This window comes from Ancylobacter terrae (genome assembly GCF_045108345.1).
Taxonomy (GTDB): Bacteria; Pseudomonadota; Alphaproteobacteria; order Rhizobiales; family Xanthobacteraceae; genus Ancylobacter.
This window is the reverse complement of sequence record NZ_JBJGXH010000002.1, coordinates 174,551-190,756: the sequence shown is the minus strand read 5'-3', so window position 1 is coordinate 190,756 and position 16,206 is coordinate 174,551. Positions and strand designations below refer to the sequence as shown.

The window sequence follows — 16,206 nt, the reverse complement described above, 5'->3', positions numbered from 1 at the left end:
CCGGGCGCCCCATCGCTGGAGAGATCGTCCATGTCGGAGAAGGCCGCGTATGTTCCACCAAAGGTGTGGCGCTGGATCGGGCCGAGCGGGGGCGCGTTCGCCAACATCAACCGCCCGGTCGCAGGTGCGACCCATGACAAGGAACTTCCGGTCGGCCGGCATCCGCTCCAGCTCTACTCGCTCGGCACGCCGAACGGGCAGAAGGTCACCATCCTGCTCGAGGAGTTGCTCGCACTCGGGCATGAGGGCGCTGAATACGACGCGTGGCTGATCGAGATCGGGAAGGGTGACCAGTTCGGCTCCGGATTCGTCGCGGTCAACCCCAACTCCAAGATCCCGGCGCTGCTGGATCGCGGCGGCCCGGAGCCGATACGCGTCTTCGAATCGGGGGCCATTCTCCTCTATCTGGCGGAGAAATTCGGCGCCTTCCTGCCCCGGACGCCGGCGGCCCGGGCGGAAACGCTCTCCTGGCTGTTCTGGCAGATGGGCTCGGCGCCCTATCTCGGTGGTGGCTTCGGCCACTTCTACGCCTACGCGCCCGCCAAGATCGAATATGCGATCGATCGCTTCGCCATGGAGGTGAAGCGTCAGCTCGACGTTCTGGACCGCCGGCTGGCCGAGAACGCATTCATCGCGGGCGACGACTACACCATCGCCGATATCGCGATCTGGCCGTGGTATGGCGGGCTCGTGAAAGGGTGGCAGTATGGCGCCGCCGAGTTCCTGTCGGTGCAGGACTATGTGCATGTCCAGCGCTGGGCGGATGCCGTGTTCGCGCGGCCGGCGGTGCGGCGGGGCCGGATCGTCAACCGGCTCAGCGGCGATCCTGCCGAGCAGCTGCGCGAACGCCACGACGCCAGCGATTTCGCCGCCCTGGCCCCGGAGGGGCGGTAGGCGGCACGTTGCGTGAACGGCTGGCGGCGGGTGGTTGCCATTGCCGTGTCGGGCGAGGGGACCCGCAGCCAACCTGTCCTGCGGTTAGTGGGCAGGCGGCGATGCGCCCGCCGTGGCCGGCGGGGGGCGGCGCGGCAATAGGCGTTCCCGCAGGCGGTCCAGGTAGAGGTAAATCACCGGCGTGGTGTAGAGCGTCAGGATCTGGCTGACGACGAGGCCGCCGACGATGGCGTAGCCAAGCGGCTGGCGCAATTCCGACCCCGTGCCGTGGCCCAGCATGAGCGGCACGCCCGCGAGCAGGGCCGCGAAGGTTGTCATCAGGATCGGCCGGAACCGGAGCAGGCACGCCTCGCGGATCGCCTCGCGCGCCGGCAGGCCTTCGCCGCGCTCGCGCTCGATGGCGAAGTCGACGATCATGATCCCGTTCTTCTTGACGATGCCGATCAGCAGGATGATGCCGATCAGCGCGATGATCGAAAAGTCGAAGCCGAACATCCAGAGCATGATCAGCGCTCCGAGGCCCGCCGACGGCAGGGTCGAGAGGATGGTCAACGGGTGCACGTAGCTCTCATAGAGCACGCCGAGGATGACGTAGATCACCAGCAGTGCGGCAAGGACGAGGGCGGGTTCGCTCGCGAGGGACGACTGGAACGCCTGTGCGTTGCCCTGGAAGGTCCCGATGAGCGTCGCGGGCTTGCCGATCCCGGCTTCCGCCCGGTGGATCGCCGCTACGGCGTCACCCAGTGCGACACCGGGAGCGAGGTTGAAGGAGAGCGTCACGGCGGGAAACTGCGACTGGTGATTGATCGCCAGCGGGCTGACCGGCAGCGTCGTCCATTGCGCCAGCACGCTGAGCGGAACCTCTTCGCCGGTGAGCGGCGATTTCAGGTAGATGAGTTCCAGCGCGTGCGGCGAGTTCTGGAGGTCGGGCCTCAGCTCCAGGATCACGTGGTAACTGTTGAGCTGCGTGAAGTATTGCGTCACCTGCCGCTGGCCGAAGGCGTCATAGAGCGTGTTGTCGATGTCGGCGGGCGTGATGCCGTAGCGTGCCGCCTGGTCCCGGTCGATGGTGAGGGTCAGCGTGGCGCCGCCGTTCTGCTGGTCGGAGGCCAGGCCGGTCAATTCCGGCAGCGTCTTCAGCTTCGCCAGTAATCTGGGCGCCCAGTCACTCAGCTCGGCGATGTCGCCGTCCTGGAGCGTGTACTGAAACTGCGTACGCGCAACGCGCCCGCCCACGTTGAGGTCCTGTGCCGCCTGCAGGAACAGCGCTGCGCCTTCGACCCCCGCCAGCTTCTTCTGCAGCCGCGCTATGACCTCGAACACCGTGGCGGTGCGCTGGTCGCGGGGCTTGAGGGTTATGAAGACGCGTCCGTTGTTCACCGTCTGCCCGGCGCCGGCGCCGACACCCATGCCGACGGTGGCGACATCGGGATCGGCGGCGACGACAGCGCCCAGCGCCTGCTGCCGACGCACCATCTCGGCAAAGGATACGTCTTGAGCCGCTTCCGAGACGCCGATGATCAGCCCCGTATCCTGAAGCGGGAAGAAACCTTTCGGGATTGCATAGAAGAGGGCGCCGGTCGCCGTCACCGCGGCGAGAAAGATTGCGAGCGTGGTCCGCTGATGGTCGAGCGCCGCATCGAGGCTGCGGCGATAGAAGTTGAGCATCGCCTCGAACACGGCTTCGGAAGCGCCGTAGAGCCGCCCATGCGGTGTCGCCTGCTTCGGCTTCAGAAACAGCGCGCACAGGGTCGGCGTCAGCGTCAGCGAGACGAAGGCCGACACTCCGATGGCGATGGTCACGGTGACCGCGAACTCCCGGAACAGCCGGCCGACCAGCCCGCCCATCAGGAGGAGCGGGATGAAGACGGCGATGAGCGAGAGGCTGATGGAGAGTATGGTGAAGCCGATCTCCGCCGAACCGTCGAGTGCCGCCTGAAGCGGCGTCTTGCCCATGTCGAGATGACGTTCGATGTTCTCCAGCATCACGATGGCATCGTCGACGACGAAGCCGACCGCGATGGACAGACCCATCAGCGAGAGGTTGTCGAGGCTGTAGCCGAGCGCATACATCGCCGCGAAGGTGCCCACCACCGCGAGCGGCACGGCGATGGCGGGGATCACCGTCGCCCGGAGGTTGCGCAGGAAGACGAAGATCACCGCGACGACCAGGACGATGGTGATCATCAGCGTCTTCTCGACGTCATCGACCGAGGCGCGGATGGTCCCGGTCCGGTCGCTCAGGATGGAGAGGTCGAGCCCGGCCGGCGCGGTGGCGAGCAGCACCGGCAGCTGCGCCCGGATCCGGTCGACCGTGTCGATGACGTTGGCGCCGGGGAGCTTGAAGACCGGCAGGAGGATGGCGCGCTCGCCGTTCGCGAATGCCGCCAACTGGTCGTTCTCGGGCGCGTCGATGGCGGTGCCGATGTCGCGCACGCGCACCGGTGCGCCGTCGCGCCATGCGAGTATGGCGTCGAGCCAGGGTTCCGCGCTGGTGAGCTGGTCGTTGTCGAGGAGAGTGAAGGTGCGGCTGTGGCCCTGCACGGTTCCCTTCGCACCGTTCAGCGTATTGCTCACGATCGCGCCGCGGACCGCCTCCAGCGACAGGCCGAGATTGGCGATCTTGGCTGGATCGACCTGGATGCGCACGGAAGGCTTCTGCTGGCCGAAGACGGAGACCTGACCGACGCCGGGGACCTGGCTGATGTGCTGCTGCAGGATGTTCTCGGCGAAGTCGTCGACCTGCGTGATCGGCAGCGTCTTCGACTTCAGCGCGAGGACGAGGATGGGTGGATCGGCAGGGTTCACCTTGCGGTAGGTGGGCGGCGCCGGCAGGTTGGTCGGCAACTGGCCTCCCGCGGCGTTGATCGCGGTCTGGACATCCTGCGCCGCGGCGTTGATGTCCGTCTCGAGGCTGAACTGGAGGGTGATCGCCGAATTGCCCAGCGTGGATATCGAGGTCATCTGCGCGAGACCGGGTATCTCGCCGAACTGGCGTTCCAGCGGCTGCGTCACCGAGGAGGCGATGATCTGCGGGCTGGCGCCGGGCAGCTGGGTCGAGACCTGGAGCGTGGGGAAGTCGACCTCCGGGAGCGGGGCCACCGGCAATTGCGGAAAGGCCGCGGCGCCGATGGCGAGCAGGCCGGCCATCAGCAGCGAGGTGCCGATGGGGTGGCGGATGAACCAGGCGGACAGCGACATGAACTTCACTCCGCGGGGGGCGCTGGAGTGGACGCGCTCACGCGCGTCCCCGGTGCGAGGCGGTACTGGCCGTGCACCACGACGCGCGTTCCGGGCTCCAGCCCGCTTGCGATGACCGCGATGCCCTGGGCGATCGGCCCCGTAACCACCGGCGCCGGCGTAACGCGGTCATCGTCCCCGACAACGAAGACAAATGTCCCCTCGGGGCCGCGCATGATCGCATCGGAGGGCACGGTGACGGCGCCGGGGATACGGGACATGCGGATGCGGGCCTCGACAGACTGGCCGGGCCATAGCCGGTCCTGCACATTGGGGAAGGTCGACTTCACGCGCAGCGTGCCGCTCTGCGGGTCGATCTGATTGTCCACCAGCGTGACCGTGCCGGTATCCAGCACGCTGCCGTCGCCGCGTGCGTGGGCTTCCACCTCGACGGGGCCTGCGGCCAGCGCGGCGCGGAGAGCCGGAACTTCGCTCTCCGGTACGGTCGAGATGACGCTGATGGGGTGGAGCTGGTTGATGACCACGAGCCCGCCGGCGTCGGCGGCGTGCACGATGTTGCCCTGATCGACCAGACGGATGCCGAGGCGACCGTCCAGCGGGGCATGGATCTGGGTGTAGGAAAGCTCAGTCTGCGCGGCGCTGATCAGCGCCTTGTCCTGCATGATCTGGGCTTCCAGCTGCGCAACCGTGCTCTGCTGGGTATCCACGGCCTGCTGGCTGGCGAACTGGTCCTTGCCGAGCTGCAAATCGCGCTGGAGGATGAGCCGGGCATTGGCGAGCGACGCCGTATCCTGCTGCAGGCGCGCCGTGGCCTGATCGAGCGCCGCTTCGAAGCTGCGCGGATCGATGACCGCGAGCAGATCGCCCTTCCGGACATCGGCGCCTTCCGTGAACAGGACCTGCAGCAGTTCGCCGTCGACGCGCGTGTGCACGGTGACGCTGTTGAAGGGGGCGACCGTGCCGAGATCCACCCGGTAGACCGGCACGTCGCGCCGCGTGGCGAGGCCCACCTCGACCGGCACCAGGGGCGAAGCCGCGGTCGTCGTCGCGGATGTCCCCGCAGGGGCCTGCGCCACGCTCTCGTGCCAGAGGCCATAGCCGGCGGCACAGACCACGAGAGAGAGAGCGGCAACAGAAAGACGGCGCATCGGGAAAGCTCCGCGCAGGGATCATTCGCCTCAGACTGCCCCGGCGCGTCCCCGGCTTCTTTCAGGAAAGCCGGGGCCGTCGTCGCCGCATGCCATACCTAGGTATGCGTCCGCCAAACCCATCATACGACCGGGCAAACCCACGTAGAATGGTCCCGCTTGGGCACCTCCCTATCCTGTGAACACCGCAAGCCGATGCCTCAGGGCGTGTCGGGGCGCCGCGGCCGAGACGGGATAGATGAGGGGGACGCGCCCCCGACTTCCGGATCGTGCCGCGTGCCACCGCGATCGGCTCCGCCCGTTTGCTCGTGGAGGATCCAAGGCCATGTCGTTTCACGTCGCCCCGCCGCTCGCCGGCACTCCCGCCCTCGCTTCCGCCGATCGCCACGTGTCGCTCGACACCGGGGCACCGGCCCTTCATCTCGATCGCCTCGGCGTCGTGCTCGCCCTTTCCCCCGCGGTGGCCGGCATCCGGATCGGCGTCGAGCCTGCCGCCCCGGAGATGACGGAACTCGACGATCCCATCGTGGCCAAGCTCCGGCAGGCGCTCGAAAATGCCGAGCAGCGCAGCGAGTTCGGCGATGTCTACGCGGATGCGGTGAAGCTCGCTCTTGCCGCGCGGCTGCTGACCCTGCGCGCGCCGTCTATCGAGCAGGCGGTTGTTGAGCCCCAGGCCCCGGTCCGGCCTGCTCCCCTCGAGCGGCCCCGCTCCGGCCTGCAGAAGTGGCGCCTGAAGCGGGTTGTCGACTACATCGACGCCCATCTCGGCGAGAGCGTCACGCTGGGCGGAATGGCCGCCGCCGCGGGTCTTAGCCGCATGCATTTCGCCGCCCAGTTCCGGGTGACCACCGGCGTGCGGCCGCACGAATTCCTGCTCCGCCGGCGCATCGAGCGCGCACAGGCACTGATGCTGGAGACGCGGGAGCCGCTGGTTCAGGTCGCGCTCGCGGTCGGCTTCCAGACCCAGGCGCACTTCACCAGCGTGTTCCGCCGCTTCGTCGGCGACACGCCCTATCAGTGGCGCTGTGCCCAGCGCGCCGCGGCCTGATCCCCTCCCGATCCACCGACAGGAAACCGTCATGGGCATCGTCAAGACGATCCGTCCCTATCATCATCCGGCCGGCGGCTGGGGCGCGCTGAAAGCGATGGGCACGGCGCTCGCCGAACAGGACATTGCCGTCTCCGGCATGGCCTTGCTGGCCCGCATGAACCAGCCCGGCGGGTTCGATTGCCCCGGCTGCGGCTGGGCCGACCCCAAGCACACCTCGCCGTTCGAATATTGCGAGAACGGCGGCAAGGCGGTGGCCTGGGAAGCGACCGCCAAGCGCTGCACGCCCGCGTTCTTCGCCTCCCACACCGTGACCGAATTGTCGCGCTGGAGCGACTACGAGCTCGAGATGGTGGGCCGGCTCACCCACCCGATGCGCTATGCGGCCGAGAGCGACACCTATGTCCCGGTGAGCTGGGACGAGGCCTTCGCGCTTGTCGGTCGCCACCTCAACGCCCTGCCCAGTCCCGACATGGCGGATTTTTACACCTCCGGGCGTGCCTCGAACGAGGCCGCGTTCCTCTATCAGCTCTTCGCCCGTGAATACGGCACGAACAATTTCCCCGACTGCTCGAACATGTGCCACGAGGCGACCAGCGTCGGGCTGCCGCAATCGATCGGCGTCGGCAAGGGCACGGTCCTGCTGGAGGACTTCGAGAAGGCCGATGCCATCTTCATCTTCGGCCAGAATCCCGGCACCAACTCGCCGCGCATGATGACCGACCTCCGCAATGCCTCCCGGCGTGGCGCCACCATCATGTCGTTCAATCCCTTCCGCGAGCGCGCGCTGGAGCGCTTCCAGGCGCCGCAGAACCCCGTGGAAATGGCGACGCTCACCTCGACGCCGATCTCCTCGCAGCTGTTCCAGGTGCGGGTGGGCGGCGACGTCGCGCTGCTCAAGGGCATGATGAAGTGGCTCGTCGAAGCCGACCGCCAAGCGCGGGCGGAAGAACGGCAACTCGTGCTGGACTGGGACTTCATCGGCGGCCACACCACCGGTATCGAGGCCCTGATCGCTGATCTCGACGCGACGGACTGGGACGCCATCGAACGCAAGTCCGGTCTGTCGCGGGCCGATATCGAGGTGGCGGCCAGCGCGTATGCACGCGCCGAGCGGACGATCCTCGTCTACGGCATGGGCATCACCCAGCACGTCCACGGCGCCCAGAACGTCCAGCAACTGGCGAATCTCGCGCTGCTCCGCGGCAATATCGGCCGCGAGGGTGCCGGCCTCTGCCCGGTTCGCGGCCACTCCAACGTTCAGGGGGACCGCACTGTCGGCATCACCGAGGTGCCGACCGCGGAATTCCTGGATCGGCTCGAGGGTCGGTTCGGCTTCAAGGCCCCGCGCAAGCACGGCCATAACGTGGTGACCGGCCTCGAGGCGATGATCCGGGGCGAGGTCAAGGTGTTCATCGGCCTCGGTGGCAACATCGCCGCCGCCATCCCCGACTGGCAGGCGACGCAGAAGGCGATGCGCGGCCTCGACCTCACCGTCCATATCTCGACCAAGCTCAACCGCAGCCATCTCGTCCATGGCCGCGATGCGCTGATCCTGCCCTGCCTCGGCCGTACCGAACTCGACCAGCAGGCGACCGGTCCGCAATCGGTGACGGTCGAGGATTCCATGTCGATGGTGCACGCCTCCACCGGGCTGCGTCCGCCCGCCTCGCCCTATCTGAAGAGCGAGCCGGCGATCATCGCCGGGATGGCGCGCGCGACGCTCGGCGATCGCTCCAAGGTCGCCTGGGAGGCGTTGGTCGCCGACTATGCGCGGATCCGCACGGACATCGAGGCGGTTTTCCCGATCTTCCAGGGCTACAACGTGCGCATCAAGCAACCCGGCGGCTTCCACCTCACCTCGCTCGCCCGCGAACGGATCTGGGCGACGGCGTCGGGCAAGGCGAGCTTCCTCGTCTGCACCGGGCTGCGCGAGGACCCGACCGTCACGGATCCCGACGCGCTGTGGCTGACCACCATCCGCAGCCACGACCAGTACAATACCACCCTCTATTCCCTCTCCGACCGCTACCGCGGCGTCTACGGCCAGCGCGACGTCATCTTCCTCAACGAGGCCGAGATGGCACGGCGGGGCCTGAAGGCCGACGACCGCGTCGACATCGTCACCCTGTCGACCGATGGGATCGAGCGAGCCGTGCGCGGCTTCAAGGTGGTGCCCTACGCCTTCCCGGCGGCGAGCTGCGCCGCCTACTACCCGGAGGCCAATCCGCTCGTGCCGCTCTACGCGCACGACCCCCAGAGCTTCACCCCCGCCTCGAAGGGCGTGCCGGTGCGTCTCGTGAAGAGCGCCGGCCAGACGGGAGCAATGTAACCATGGATGCCGTCGATCTCGCGCGCGCGCAATTCGCCTTCACCGTCGGCTTCCACATCCTGTGGCCGACCATGACCATCGGCCTTGCCTGGTTCGTCACCCTGCTCAGCTTCCTGTGGTGGCGCACCGGAAATGTCCTTTATCGGGATCTGATGCGGTTCTGGTCCCGCATCTTCGCCCTCGGCTTCGGGGTCGGCGTCGTCACCGGCGTCGTCATCAGCTACGAGATCGGAGCCAACTGGGCCGGCTTCTCGCGGTCCGTGGCGAACATCATCGGCCCCTTCTTCATGTACGAGACGCTGACGGCCTTCTTCCTCGAGGCCGGCTTCATCGGCATCGTGCTGATGGGCGAGGGCAGGGTCTCGAAGGCGGCGCATTTCGTCGCCTGCCTGATGGTCGCCTGTGGCGCGCTGTTCAGTGCCACGTGGATCATCGCCTCGAACAGTTTCATGCAGACGCCGGGCGGCGCCGTGCCCGACGCGCAGGGCGTCTTCCACGTGACCGACTGGTGGCAGGCGATCTTCACCTCGTCCTTCCCCTACCGCCTCGCGCACATGGTCTGCGCCAGCTTCGTCACCGACGCCTTCGTGGTGGCGGGTGTCTCGGCGTTTCACCTGTGGAGGGGGCGGCATGTCGCGGCTTCGCGCAAGGCGCTCTCGCTGGCGATGTGGCTGGCGCTCATCCTCACGCCCACCCAGATCCTGCTGGGCGACCTGCATGGCCGCAACACGCTGAAGGAACAGCCGGTGAAGCTCGCCGCCATGGAAGGCCTCTGGGACACCACGAGGGGGCCGGCCATGACCGTCATCGGCTGGCCGGACCAGGAAGCGCAGCGCACTCTCTATGCGATCGACATCCCTCATCTCGCCAGCCTCTATCTCACCCATAGCTGGGACGGCGAGGTGACGGGCCTCAAATCGGTGCCGCCGGCCGACCAGCCCAACGTGCCGGTGGTGTTCTTTGCCTTCCGCATCATGGCCGGCATCGGTGTCGCGCTGCTCGCCCTTGCCGTGACGGGGCTCGTGCTGCGCCTGCGCGGCCGGCTCTACGAGACCCGCTGGTTCCAGTTCGCGGCGATGGCGGCGACGCCGCTCGGCTTTCTCGCCGTGCTCGCCGGCTGGACGGTGACCGAAGCCGGGCGTCAGCCCTGGGTGGTCTACGGCCACCTGCGCACGGTCGACGCGGTCGCTCCGGTGACCGCGGGTGCGGTGACGACGAGCTTTGTCATCTTCGTGCTCGTCTACAACCTGCTGCTGCTCGCCTTCCTGTGGTTCGCGGGCCGGCTCGCACTCCGGGGCCCGACCGACGAGACCCCGTCGCGGCCGGAGCATCCGGGCCTCGACCGGACCAATGCCCGACTGTTCGCCGATGAAACTGTTCCCGGACCGGCGTCCGCCGCCGGCCATGCCGGAGCCTGAGCCATGACCCATCTGTTTCTTGCCGAGCATGTTCCGCTGATCTTCGCCGCGGTCGCCGCCTTCTGTGTCGTCGTCTATGTGCTCGCGGACGGCCTCGACCTTGGCGTCGGCATCCTGTTCCTCCTCGCGCCGCGCGAGGAGGACCGCGACCTGATGATGGAATCGATCGAACCGGTCTGGGACGGCAACGAGACCTGGCTGGTGATGGGGGGAACGCTCCTGCTGGCGGCGTTCCCGGCCGGCTACTATGTGCTGCTGCCGGCTTTCTACCTGCCGGTGATGTTCATGCTGTTCGCGCTGATCTTCCGGGGCGTCGCCTTCGGCTTCCGGCTCCAGGCGACCCAGTTCCGTTATCTCTGGGACATCGCCTTCTCGGCCGGCTCGGTGCTGGCGACGTTCTGCCAAGGGTTGATCCTGGGAGGCCTGATCAACGGGGTGCCGGTTTCCAACGGCATGTTCTCCGGGGGGCCGTTCAGTTTTCTCAGCCTTCTCGGCGTGCTGTGCGGCGTCGGCCTGGTCGGCGGCTATGCGCTGATCGGCGCCGGCTGGCTGATCTGGAAGACCAGCGGTGCGACGCAGGTCTTCGCGCGGGAGGTGACGCAATCCGCCCTGATCCTCACCGCCGTGATGATGGCGGTGGTGAGCGCGTGGAGCGCCTGGAGCGTTCCGGAGGTCGCGGCGCGCTGGTTTTCGTTCCCGAACCTGCTGGTGCTGGCGCCGGTGCCGCTGGTCACCATCGGTGTGATCGTCGCCATCGCCCGCGGCCTGTGGGAGGGCGCGGAGATGCGGACGTTCCTGCTGGCGCTGGCGCTGTTCGCGCTTGGCCTCATCGGGCTCGTCGTGAGCCTGTGGCCCTATGTCGTGCCGCGCAGCGTCACCGTGTGGGACGGCGTGGCCGATCCGCAGACGCTGGCCTTCATTTCGGTCGGGCTGGTCGTCATCCTGCCGATCGTGCTGGCCTACCAGGCCCATGCCTACTGGGTCTTCCGCGGCAAGGTGACGAGCCACACCGGTGGCTATGGCGGTCCGGCGGCGTGATGTCCCGACACTATACGACCCGATCCGAAACGTCGGATCGGGTCGTGGTACCGTGCAAAGGAACGCTAGGCCGCGCGGGATGCGGCAGCCGGGGTCGTGTCAGAGTGGCGGATCTCCGTGCCCAGCACCTTCAGGCAGTCACGCATGAAGGCGGCCAGCGCCGTCCAGCCCTTGGCGGAGACCATGTTGCCATCGATCAGCGAGTCGGTCGGCGAAAGATCGACATAGGTGCCGCCGGCAAGGCGCACTTCCGGCTCGCAGGCGCCAAGCGCGCCGACGCGCTTGCCGGTCACCACGCCATCCACGGCAATGAGAATCTGCACGCCATGGCAGATCGTGAAGATCGGTTTGCCGGCTTCATGGAAGTGGCGGACGATCGCCTGGATGCGCTTGTCGGTGCGGATGTATTCCGGCCCGCGTCCGCCAGCGCAATAGACGGCATCATATTCCTCGGGCCGCACCTCCGAAAAGGTCTTGTTGATGTCGGCGAGGTGGCCGTAACGCTCGATGTATGTCTGGTGCCCCTCGAAATCGTGCAGCGAGGTCTGGATCTTGTCGCCGGCCTTCTTGTCGGGGCAGATGACGTGGACGGTGTGACCCACCGCTTCCATCCCCTGCTGGAACACGAAGATCTCGTATTCCTCGGTGAACTCGCCGGTCAGCATCAGGATTTTCTTGCCGGGCATGGTGATTTCCTCCGTCGGTGTTTCCGGTCGTCGTTCAGAAGGGCGAATCCGGGAAATAGTATTCATCGGCGTTCTGCTTGGTGATCAGCGGCGCGTCGAGCTTGAGGGCGCCGCGCACGGGGGCGTGGCCAGCGAGATGGGCGGCCGTCAGGTATATGGCGGTCTTGATCATCGAGGGCGGGTAAGGGGTCTCGACCGGGGTGACCGGGTCGCCCGCCTTCACCTTCTCGATGATCTCCTTCATGCCGTTGCCGCCCAGCGCGAACTTGATCTCCTTGCGTCCCGACTGCTTGATGGCCTCCAGCACGCCGAGCAGCATGTCGTCGTCGTTCGCCCACACCGCGTCGATCTGCGGATACTTGGCGAGGTAGTCCTGCATCAGCTTGAAGGCCTCGTCACTGTTCCAGTTGGCGTACTGGATGTCGAGGATCTTCAGGTCCGAGCCGGCGATGCCGTCCTTGAAGCCCTTGATGCGCTCGTCGTCGATCACGGTCGGAATGCCGCGCAGCACGACGAGATTGCCCTTGCCGCCCATCTTCTCGACGAGGAACTTCGCCGTGTTGTAGCCCACCGCGATGTTGTCGCCGGCGACGTAGAGATCCTGGATGTGCGGATCGTTCAGGCCGCGGTCGACCACGGTGATGAAGGTGCCCTTGTCCTTGATCGCCTTGACCGGAGTGGTCAGTTCTTCCGAACTGTGCGGCAGGATGACGAGGGCGTCGAGCTTGCGGGTTGCGGAGAGATCCTCGATCGCGCCCACCTGGGCACTCGCCGAGGGCGACGTCTTCACGACGACGTCGAGTTCGGGGAACGCCTTGTTGATTTCCTTGGCGGCGGCGTTCGCGTGGTAGACCACGCCCGCCGTCCAGCCGTGATCGGCGGCGGGGATCGATACGGCGATCGTCTTCTTCTCGGCGGCGGAAGCCGGGCCGGCGGCCAGAAGCGCCGTGGCGACGCTGGTGGCCAGCAGAATAGTCCTGAGCATGCGTTTCCTCCGTTGATGCGGCAGTCATGTTTGAAGCCCGGCGCGTCGCGGCTGCCTCGCACGCGCCCGCTTTCTGTTCCGGCTACCTTTTCGACATCCGCTGCACGAGCATGGCGATGATGATGATCACGCCCTGCACGGCGGCGACGAGGTATTCGGAGACGAAGTCGGACAGGACCATCAGATTGGCGATGAACTCGAGGATCACCGCACCGGCGACGGTGCCCCAGACGCGCCCCTTGCCGCCGCGCAGGGCGGTGCCACCGATCACCACCGCGGTGATGACCTGGAGCTCCCACAACAGGCCCGTGGTCGGCGTCGCGGCGCCGAGCCGGGGGACGTAGCAGATGGCGGCGATGGCGACGCAGGCGCCCTGGATCACGAAGGCGGCGGTGCGGACCCGGGCTACCGAGATGCCGGAATAGCGCGCGACATCCTCGTTCGCTCCGACCGCCACGCAGCGCCGTCCGTAGCGCGTGCGATACAGCAGCCAGGTGGCGGCGAGCGCGACCGCGAGCGACACCAGGATCGGGATCGGGACGCCGAGAAAGTCGCCGAAATAGACCGGGCGATACGCCTCGCGCAGGCTGCGGTCGATGGTGACGGTGCCGCCGTCGGTCAGGTAGGTGATCAGCGCGCGGAAGATACCCATCGTGCCGAGCGTGGCAATGAACGGCTCGATGCGTCCGACCGTCACGATGAGGCCGTTCAACAGTCCGCAGGCGATGCCGGTGATGAGCGCGACGCCCATTCCGAAGGGGATCGCCGCCGTCCCGAGCGTCGGCGCCATCCAGTTCATGAACAGGATCATCACGCCGGTGATGAAGGCCGCCATCGAGCCCACCGACAGGTCGAGGCCGCCGGAGGAGATCACGAAGGTGGCGCCGATCGCGATGATGGCGATGAAGGCGCTGCGGGTGACGACATTGGCGATGTTGTTCGCTGACAGGAAGTCCGGATTGATCAGGAAGCCCAGCGCGATCAGTGCCGCGAGCGCGATGAACGGGCCGGCGTCCCCCCAGCCGAGCGACCAGCCCTGGGAGGTCGCGCGCGGCGGCGTGGCGGCGATATCAGCCATGAGGTCGATCCTCCGCATGTCGTGTGTTGACCCCGTTGGCGCGGGGGGAGCTGCTGGTTGCGAGCAGCGCGACGTTGTGTTCGTCCATGGCCTCGCCCTCGAGTTCGCCGTTGAGGCGGCCGGCGCGCATGACCAGGATGCGGTCGCACAGCCCGATCAGTTCCTGCATCTCCGAGGAGATCACGATGCAGGACTTGCCCTGGCGCACCAGCGACTGGATGAAGGCGTAGATCTGGCTCTTGTTGGCGATGTCGATCCCGCGGGTGGGCTCGTCGACGATGACGATCGAGGGGTCGTTGAGCATCACCTTGGCCAGCAGCAGCTTCTGCTGGTTGCCGCCGGAGAGCTGGCCGGCCTTCACATCGGGACTGCGCAGGCGGATGTCGTAGCTGCGGATCGTCTCGTCCAGCAGCTGCGCTTCCCGGCGCAGATCGAGGCCGAGGCCGGCATGGACCCGCGGCAGGGCGGCGAGGGTCAGGTTCGGTGCGAGCTTCTCCTGGAGCAGGAGCCCCTTGTTCTTGCGGTCCTCGGTGAGATAGCCGATGCCGGCCGCGATCGCCTCCGCCGGATTCCGGATCGTCACCGGCCGGCCGTGCAGGCGGATGGCCCGGAAGGTGGCGGGGCGCAGGCCGACCAGCCCTTCGAACAGCTCCGTGCGACCGGCACCGATCATGCCGGCGAGGCCGAGTATCTCGCCTCCGCGCAGGGTCAGGGAGACGTCCTGGACGAAGCCGGGCACATGGGCGCCCTCGATCTCGAGCGCGGGCGCGGCGAGGTCGCGCGTGAGTTTCGGCGGGTAGAAATTGGCGAACTCGCGGCCCACCATCAGGCTCGCCATGCGCGTGGTCGAGAGGCCTGCGGCGATGTGCGTCCCGACCATCCGGCCATCGCGCAGCACGGTCACGCGGTCGGCGATGCGCTCCACCTCGTCGAGCCGGTGGCTGATGTAGAGCACCGCAACGCCGCGTCGCTTGAGCCCGACGATGATGTCGAGCAGCGGATCGACCTCGTCATGCGTCAGGACCGCCGTCGGCTCGTCGAAGATGACGACCCGATGGTCGTCCAGCAGGGCCTTGGCGATCTGGACCAGCTGGCGGTTTGCCAGCGAGAGATCGCGCACGAGGTCCGTCGGACGCGCGCGGCACCCGATCTCCGCCAGTTTCGCCGCCGCGCCCGCGCGCATCGCCCGCTCGTCGAGCATGCCGTGGCGGGTGATTTCGCGGCCGAGGAAGATGTTCTCGACGACCGTCAGTCCTTCGGCGAGCAGGATCTCCTGATGGACCAACGCGATGCCGGCGGCGTGCGCGTCGGCGGCGCGGCCGAAGGCCACCGGCGTGCCGTCCATGACCAGCGTGCCCTCGTCGGGCTTCAGATAGCCCGCGAGCAGGCGCATCAGCGTCGACTTGCCGGCGCCGTTCTCGCCGATCACCGCATGTATCTCGCCCGGCACGATGTCGATCGAGACGTCGGAGAGGACGGTGACGCCGCCAAAGCGCTTGGCGAGACGCTCGGCCCGCAGAAGCGGCGCGGCAGTCACGGCAGGGGAGGGGGCGGCCGACGCGGGATTCATCAGTCGAACGCCGGGATGAGGCGGTCGCGGGAGTGCTCGACATGCGCCCGCATCGCGATTGCCGCGGCATCGGGGTCCTTCGCGGCGAAGGCATCGAGGATGGCGGCGTGCTCGTCGAGTGCCTCCTCGGTGACCCGCGAATGGAACATCAGGCGGAAGATATGGAAATGCGTGTGCTGGTGGGCGAGCATCTCGCGGATGAGCTCGTTGCCGGCCGCCTGCAGGATGAGATCGTGGAAGATCGCGTCCTGCCGGGCGAACTGGGAGTAGCGCGTGCGTTCGTCCGCGCTTCCACCGCGCGACATGACGCCGGCGGCCTCGGTGACGGCACGCAGCGTCTTCGCATCCATGGCGAGCGCGGCGCGGCGGGCCGCGTCGGGCTCGAGCAGCAGGCGGAAGTCGTAGAGTTCGTCGAACCGCCGCCGCGTGATCTGGGGGGCCGCGCTGTAGCCGATGAGGTGCGTCTTGACCACCAGGCCTTCGCCCTCCAGCCGCCCCAGCGCCTCGCGGATCGGGGTCTGCGAGACGTTCAGCTCGCGGGCGAGATTGTCGACCGTGATGCGGGCGCCAGGGGCGATCCGGAGTGCCATCAGCCGGGCGAAGATGGCCTCATAGACCTCTTCGGCAAGGCTGGCGGCGCGATGGATCGCGTGGGGGCGCTCGGTCTCGCGGGAGGTGGGGAGCGGGTTCTGGCTGCGCACGGTCTGGCCTCTTGACAATGGCCATGAGCTAGCATGATCTTCAGCGCCGTGCAATACGATATCCTATACGATTTCATATAGGATTTTGTTATCTCCTTGAATTCGAA

At 67.2% G+C, this 16,206-nt stretch carries 12 protein-coding genes; 5 read left to right on the top strand and 7 right to left on the bottom strand.

Features of this window, described 5'->3' with window-relative positions; genetic code table 11:
- Positions 1-30 precede the first annotated feature (30 nt).
- A complete protein-coding gene (yghU, locus tag ACEUEL_RS15140; protein WP_405707102.1) occupies positions 31-894 on the top strand; it encodes a glutathione-dependent disulfide-bond oxidoreductase in 864 nt (287 codons plus the stop codon).
- Between the two features lie 84 nt (positions 895-978).
- On the opposite strand, the gene ACEUEL_RS15135 is transcribed toward yghU, so the two are convergent.
- Entirely contained in the window at positions 979-4,095 is a 3,117-nt protein-coding gene (locus ACEUEL_RS15135; protein WP_405707100.1) for an efflux RND transporter permease subunit, read from the bottom strand.
- Between the two features lie 5 nt (positions 4,096-4,100).
- Entirely contained in the window at positions 4,101-5,243 is a 1,143-nt protein-coding gene (locus ACEUEL_RS15130; RefSeq protein WP_405707098.1) for an efflux RND transporter periplasmic adaptor subunit, read from the bottom strand.
- A gap of 325 nt (positions 5,244-5,568) precedes the next feature.
- Here ACEUEL_RS15130 and ACEUEL_RS15125 point away from each other — a divergent pair, with 325 nt between their 5' ends.
- From ACEUEL_RS15125 to cydB, 4 genes are read left to right on the top strand one after another with little or no spacing between them, the layout of a single operon-like run.
- Positions 5,569-6,291: a helix-turn-helix domain-containing protein gene (locus ACEUEL_RS15125; protein WP_405707096.1), complete on the top strand. Its 723-nt coding sequence runs from the start codon at positions 5,569-5,571 to the stop codon at positions 6,289-6,291.
- A gap of 31 nt (positions 6,292-6,322) precedes the next feature.
- Positions 6,323-8,623, top strand: coding sequence for an FdhF/YdeP family oxidoreductase (locus ACEUEL_RS15120; protein WP_405707094.1), 2,301 nt, complete (start codon positions 6,323-6,325; stop codon positions 8,621-8,623).
- A 2-nt stretch (positions 8,624-8,625) separates the two neighbouring features.
- The gene (locus tag ACEUEL_RS15115) at positions 8,626-10,041 is read left to right on the top strand and encodes a cytochrome ubiquinol oxidase subunit I (RefSeq protein WP_405707092.1); all 1,416 of its coding nucleotides are present in this window, start codon (positions 8,626-8,628) and stop codon (positions 10,039-10,041) included.
- Positions 10,042-10,044: 3 nt separating this feature from the next.
- Entirely contained in the window at positions 10,045-11,079 is a 1,035-nt protein-coding gene (gene cydB / locus ACEUEL_RS15110) for a cytochrome d ubiquinol oxidase subunit II (protein WP_405707090.1), read from the top strand.
- Positions 11,080-11,144: 65 nt separating this feature from the next.
- Here the strand turns inward: cydB and ACEUEL_RS15105 are convergent, their stop codons facing one another.
- The 5 genes from ACEUEL_RS15105 to ACEUEL_RS15085 all read right to left on the bottom strand — a co-directional run bounded on the left by ACEUEL_RS15105 (position 11,145) and on the right by ACEUEL_RS15085 (position 16,099).
- Positions 11,145-11,765, bottom strand: a complete 621-nt coding sequence (locus ACEUEL_RS15105; protein WP_405707088.1) for a DJ-1/PfpI family protein — start codon at positions 11,763-11,765, stop codon at positions 11,145-11,147.
- Between the two features lie 34 nt (positions 11,766-11,799).
- Positions 11,800-12,750, bottom strand: coding sequence for a substrate-binding domain-containing protein (locus ACEUEL_RS15100; RefSeq protein ID WP_405707086.1), 951 nt, complete (start codon positions 12,748-12,750; stop codon positions 11,800-11,802).
- 82 nt (positions 12,751-12,832) lie between these two features.
- Positions 12,833-13,828, bottom strand: a complete 996-nt coding sequence (locus ACEUEL_RS15095; protein ID WP_405707084.1) for an ABC transporter permease — start codon at positions 13,826-13,828, stop codon at positions 12,833-12,835.
- Positions 13,821-15,398 carry a sugar ABC transporter ATP-binding protein gene (locus ACEUEL_RS15090; RefSeq protein WP_405707082.1) on the bottom strand — a complete coding sequence of 526 codons (1,578 nt, stop codon included), beginning with the start codon at positions 15,396-15,398 and terminating at the stop codon, positions 13,821-13,823. The genes ACEUEL_RS15095 and ACEUEL_RS15090 overlap by 8 nt, the downstream gene beginning before the upstream one ends.
- A complete protein-coding gene (locus ACEUEL_RS15085; protein ID WP_405707080.1) occupies positions 15,398-16,099 on the bottom strand; it encodes a GntR family transcriptional regulator in 702 nt (233 codons plus the stop codon). Before ACEUEL_RS15085 ends, ACEUEL_RS15090 begins: the two co-directional genes overlap by 1 nt.
- Positions 16,100-16,206 lie beyond the last annotated feature (107 nt).